Source organism: Deltaproteobacteria bacterium, assembly GCA_026388545.1.
Classification (GTDB): Bacteria; Desulfobacterota; Syntrophia; order Syntrophales; family UBA2185; genus JAPLJS01.
The window spans coordinates 1-4,653 of sequence record JAPLJS010000120.1 but is presented as its reverse complement, the minus strand read 5'-3'; the positions used below and the strand labels follow the sequence as shown (position 1 = coordinate 4,653).

Annotated in this window: 6 protein-coding genes; all 6 read right to left on the bottom strand. The window is 50.1% G+C overall.

Annotated elements, in window-relative coordinates; genetic code table 11:
* The coding region (locus tag NTW12_15300; GenBank protein MCX5847697.1) for an FmdE family protein at window positions 1-828 on the bottom strand (828 nt) is incomplete at its 3' end.
* Window positions 825-1,565, bottom strand: coding sequence for an ATP-binding cassette domain-containing protein (locus tag NTW12_15295; protein MCX5847696.1), 741 nt, complete (start codon window positions 1,563-1,565; stop codon window positions 825-827). The genes NTW12_15295 and NTW12_15300, both read right to left, overlap by 4 nt.
* Entirely contained in the window at window positions 1,556-2,236 is a 681-nt protein-coding gene (gene modB / locus NTW12_15290) for a molybdate ABC transporter permease subunit (GenBank protein MCX5847695.1), read from the bottom strand. Before modB ends, NTW12_15295 begins: the two co-directional genes overlap by 10 nt.
* On the bottom strand, window positions 2,223-2,966 hold the full coding sequence (gene modA / locus NTW12_15285) for a molybdate ABC transporter substrate-binding protein (protein ID MCX5847694.1): 744 nt from the start codon (window positions 2,964-2,966) through the stop codon (window positions 2,223-2,225). Before modA ends, modB begins: the two co-directional genes overlap by 14 nt.
* 374 nt (window positions 2,967-3,340) lie before the next feature.
* Window positions 3,341-3,805, bottom strand: coding sequence for a ferritin family protein (locus tag NTW12_15280; GenBank protein MCX5847693.1), 465 nt, complete (start codon window positions 3,803-3,805; stop codon window positions 3,341-3,343).
* A 173-nt stretch (window positions 3,806-3,978) separates the two neighbouring features.
* Window positions 3,979-4,653, bottom strand: a 675-nt coding sequence (locus NTW12_15275; GenBank protein MCX5847692.1) for an MFS transporter, incomplete at its 5' end; no start/stop codon positions are given.

The window sequence follows — 4,653 nt, the reverse complement described above, 5'->3', positions numbered from 1 at the left end:
GGCAAGGGCCGCTTCGTCTTCATGCGCCCATTCGGAATCGCGCTTTTCTCCGTCTTCTACATATATATTCAACCGGCCCATTTGCTGAAGACGGCAGACATCGCCAGCGGTAATCGTCTGTCCACGGTGGAAGGCAGCCCCTTTTTCCTTTTCCAGGATGATGCGGGTCATATCATGCAGAATTCGGCGGCCCACAGCCTTTTCAATGGGCACCAAAGTGAGTTTGGGCTTGCCTCCCTTTTTTACCTTGCCATGATCATCTGTCTTTAAATATACCACTTCACCACGGCATGCCTTGCATAGGCCCTGGGACATCGCACGATATGCCTCGCCGCAGGCAGGGCAGATAGCGATAATATCCTTGTGTTTTTTGTCCTGATGGTCAAATCGTACTTCTACCTCTTCCATTCCCAGAATAGTCGTCTGCGCTTCACCGATCTCTTCCAGCAGGGCATTTGTATCCTGTTGATCCTTTGGCTTCAGCTTCAGGAACCAGTTCTTGATGTTCGGCCACTCATCCAGCTTGCAGACATCAAGATACACCCGCACGCCCTTTCCTCCATATTTTTCATAGAGGGTCAGGGCATACCTTCCCAGGTCAAGGATTTTTAACCATCCGTTGCCTATCGTGCAGGGTGTAAGCAGTTGTACGGCGTCGGGCAGGCAGGCCCTTGTTTCACAGACAGCGTCGAAAAAGTCTCCTTCCGGAAGGTGGTTCAATGCATGATCGACCATGTAACCGCCGATCATGAGACCCGGAGCAACGTAGCCATGGAAAGATTTAACAAGATTTTTATACTCTTCTACTGTGTATGGACCAATATTCATAAACTGGATACCTCGAGATTATCGTTATACGTATCGTTCTGTCCCCAGATATCTTCGATGCCGTCACGGCGCCTGAAGGAGAGGTCCTTGAGGCGAAACTGTAATGTCCACCGGGGAACGATCCTGCCTTGAACAATGGGCATAAGTTCATCGCCCATCTGGGTTGCCTCCGATATATCATGGGTGACATGGATTATAGGGATGCAAAGCTCCCCCTTCAATTGCTTGATCTCCATCCGGAGATTCTTGCGGGTGACTGCGTCCAGGGCTGAAAACGGTTCATCCAGGAGGAGGACACGGGGCCCGCGGGCCAGGTTCTGACAGATAGCGCAACGCTGGCGCTCTCCCCCGGAGATCATGGCAACCTTTCTGTTTTTAAGATGCCATATACCGAAGCGCTTCATCAGCTCTTCCACGCAGATTTCGTTCCGCGCGGCAAAGGCGACGTTTTTTTGAACATTAAGATGCGGGAACAGGGGATAATCCTGAAACACATATCCCAGTTGGCGTTTCTGCGGGGGTACGAAAATGCCCCTTTCTGTGTCGAGCCAGGTCTCGCCGTCAAAGGTAATGGTTCCTTCATCCGGTTTATCCAGGCCGGCGAGCATCCTGATGATGGTCGTCTTGCCGGCGCCGGATGGCCCGATGAGCACTAAAAGTTTATCCGATGAACAGGAGAAGGCGACATTCAGTTCAAACGACGGGAGCCGTTTTTTGACCGATATTTTCAGTTCCATACTCTACTCCTCCGGGTAATCAAATTGAGAAGGAGAAGAAAGGAATAACCGATCGGAATCAAAACCAGGCACATCAACCCGGCCTCCCTGTACGCGAGGGACTCAACCGCTTCATAGATGGCAATGGATATCACTTTCGTTTCTCCAGGGATACTGCCGCCTACCATAAGGAGCACGCCGAAGGCGCCGATGCTGTGGATAAAGACGAGAATGGCCGCCGCCGCAACCCCGCTTACGCTATTGGGGATAATGACCCGGAGAAACGTGGACAGAGGGGAAAGCCCGAGAACATATGCGCTTTCCAGCATGCTGCGATCGATCTTCTCGAAGGCGGCTTTCATGGGCTGAATGGCGAAAGGAAAACTGGACACGATGGAAGCGATGACAATCCCCGCAAAGGTAAATACGAGCGACGAACCCGTTACGGCCTCCCAGCTCCGCCCCATCCACCCATTCGGCCCCATGACGACCAGAAGGTAAAATCCCAGAACTGTCGGCGGCAAGGCGAGCGGCAGGTTTATCAATGCCTCCAGAAATGCTTTGCCTGCAAAGCGTCGATAGGCGAAGGTATAGGCAATGGGCGCCGCAAGGATAATCAGGAAAAATGTGCTCACAAAAGCCAGTTTCCCGGAGAGGTACAGGGGGGTGAAGTCTATGTTACTTATATCCATATTTTCTCTTCACCGCTAACGCTTCCGGAGAAAGGAGAAACTCCGCAAGCTGCTTGGCTGTGCCTATATATTTGCTCCTTTTGAGCACACAGGCGGATTGTACTATGGGCGGCGCTTCCGCTATCGCCAGGTAACAGCCGCGTTTTCCCTGATCGGAGAGCGCCGAAGAAAGTGCGCAGAATCCTGCGTCCACACTCCTTGTGAAGGCGTACTGAAAGGCCTGGCCAATGTTCTGGGCAAAGACAAACTTTTTTTCAAGCGGAAGCCACAGGCCGGCCTGTTTCAACGCCGCCATGGCCGCAGTTCCATAGGGCGCCGTCTCAACATTGGCAATGGCAATTCTCTTTACGGTCGGCGCCTGAACCGCGCGCTGCCATGAACTGCCCTGACAGCGCTCGCTTTGCATTGTCCACAGGACCACCTGCCCACTCCCATATATGAAGGGCTTTTCCGCCAGGCCTTCCTTATAAAGTTTTTCTGGTCTTTCTTTATCTGCCGAAAGAAAAAGATCATAGGGAGCGCCCTGAACGATCTGGCCGTAAAAATGGCCGGACGACATATACGTGGCGTTTATCCTGGTATTTGTTTTTTTCTCGAAAACACCTGCGATTTCCTGAAAAGGCTGCATGAAGTTCGTTGCAACGGCAACATTCAGCGACTCGGCGGCCGTAGCAGGAATGGAATAGGCTAACAGGAAAAGGGCGAGGAGAAAATATATGTAACGTCTCATTATGACACCTCTTTGTGCTACGTTTAACATAATTAAAGACAAAAAAAGGAGGGAACCCGGATAGGCTGATCCTTATTCCCTTGATCCAAAATATTCAATGATTTTAACTATTATTGATCATTGCCGAGGTACTGGCTTGGCGACCCATTTATGTCATTTATGGCATAATGTCAAGAAAAATATGTCATATTTGACATAATATAAATACATCTCAATATGAGGGATTATTACGAAAATAGATTCCATATATTCCCCCTTTAGAAAAGGGGGGTAAGGGGGATTTGATAATCACGTGGAAAATCACCTTGTATCCCCTTTTGCAAAGGGGGACGTATAAAGTAGTCTCTCCATCTAGTGAACTGTCAGAAAATTGATCAACCGCCTGCGGTTTGCGGAAAAGCCGTATTGGTGTAAAGATATTCCATCTTTTCCTTATGCTTTAACTCTTCACTCGCCATTTTGGTCAAAAGCTCTTTAACATCACCCACGGGATAGCTATCCGCCAGGCTTTTGTAAAAAGTATATGCGTTGAGTTCTCTGTTGGCGGCAATGAGGTAGACTTCCGAGCTTTTTATGTTCTTTTTAATATCGGGCTTCTCGATATGCTCAACGATTTTGAAATCAACTGGTGTTTCCAGCTTCAATACTTCGGAACAAAAACGGCCTTCCTGGCAGGTTGTCAGAAACTCCTTGTGTTTGGCTTCTTCCTGGGCGATGTACTTCAGGGTACTCTTCGCCTCCTTATCTTCTACCAGATTGGAGAGGTTCATATAAAAATCATATGCCTCTTGTTCCTTATCAATGGTCAGATTAATTACTGAACTTAGTGTATTTCCCATTTCTCCATTCCTCCCATACAAATCTTAGTACGAAAATAGCCCCCCACCCATCCCTCCCCCTCGATGGGGGAGGGATGGGTGGGGGTGATCCCCGCTTATAACTTGCGGGGACATGTTTTCATGCCTCGTAGCGCCCCACGAGGCATGAGAGGTTATAACAAAAAATAATGCTGTTATGCCTTTTCTGCTTTCGGTGCCGGTCTCTTGTAGCTGAGCGCAATAATGAAACCGACAATCAGAAGCGCTGCGGCAACATACACAGCAATTCCCTTAATCTGAGCGAATACCAGCGGCCCGACAATACCCGCAGCACCCCACGCGGTCAGCATGATCCCATAGACCTTGCCGATGTAGCCGGGTCCGAAGGAGTCCGCGGCAAATGCCGGCATCGTAGCAAAGCCGCCTCCGTAACAGGCCAGAAGATAGCACGCGGCGACGGTGAAGATCAACTGATTGTCTATCTGAGGCAGCAGCACGTAAAGAACGGCCTGGCTGATAAACATGATGATAAACACGTTCTTTCTTCCAATAGCATCGGATGTCCATGCCCATATGAGACGTCCCAGACCATTAAAGATGGACGCGTAGGCAAGGATCGATCCTCCTGCCAGGGCGAGCGCCGCTCCCGTGAGCAAAGGATCGCTTTTCTTGATGACATCCTGGGCCATGGGGGAGAGCTGTGAGATCAGTCCGAGTCCGGCGGAAATGTTCAGGAAGAGCATTGTCCAGAGCATCCACCACTGAGGAGTCTTCACGGCTTCATCGAAGGTAAATGATTGCGCTGCCGAGACGCCTGTCGCTTTAGGAGTAAAACCTGCCGGGAGCCAGCCTTTGGGCGGATTCTTGAA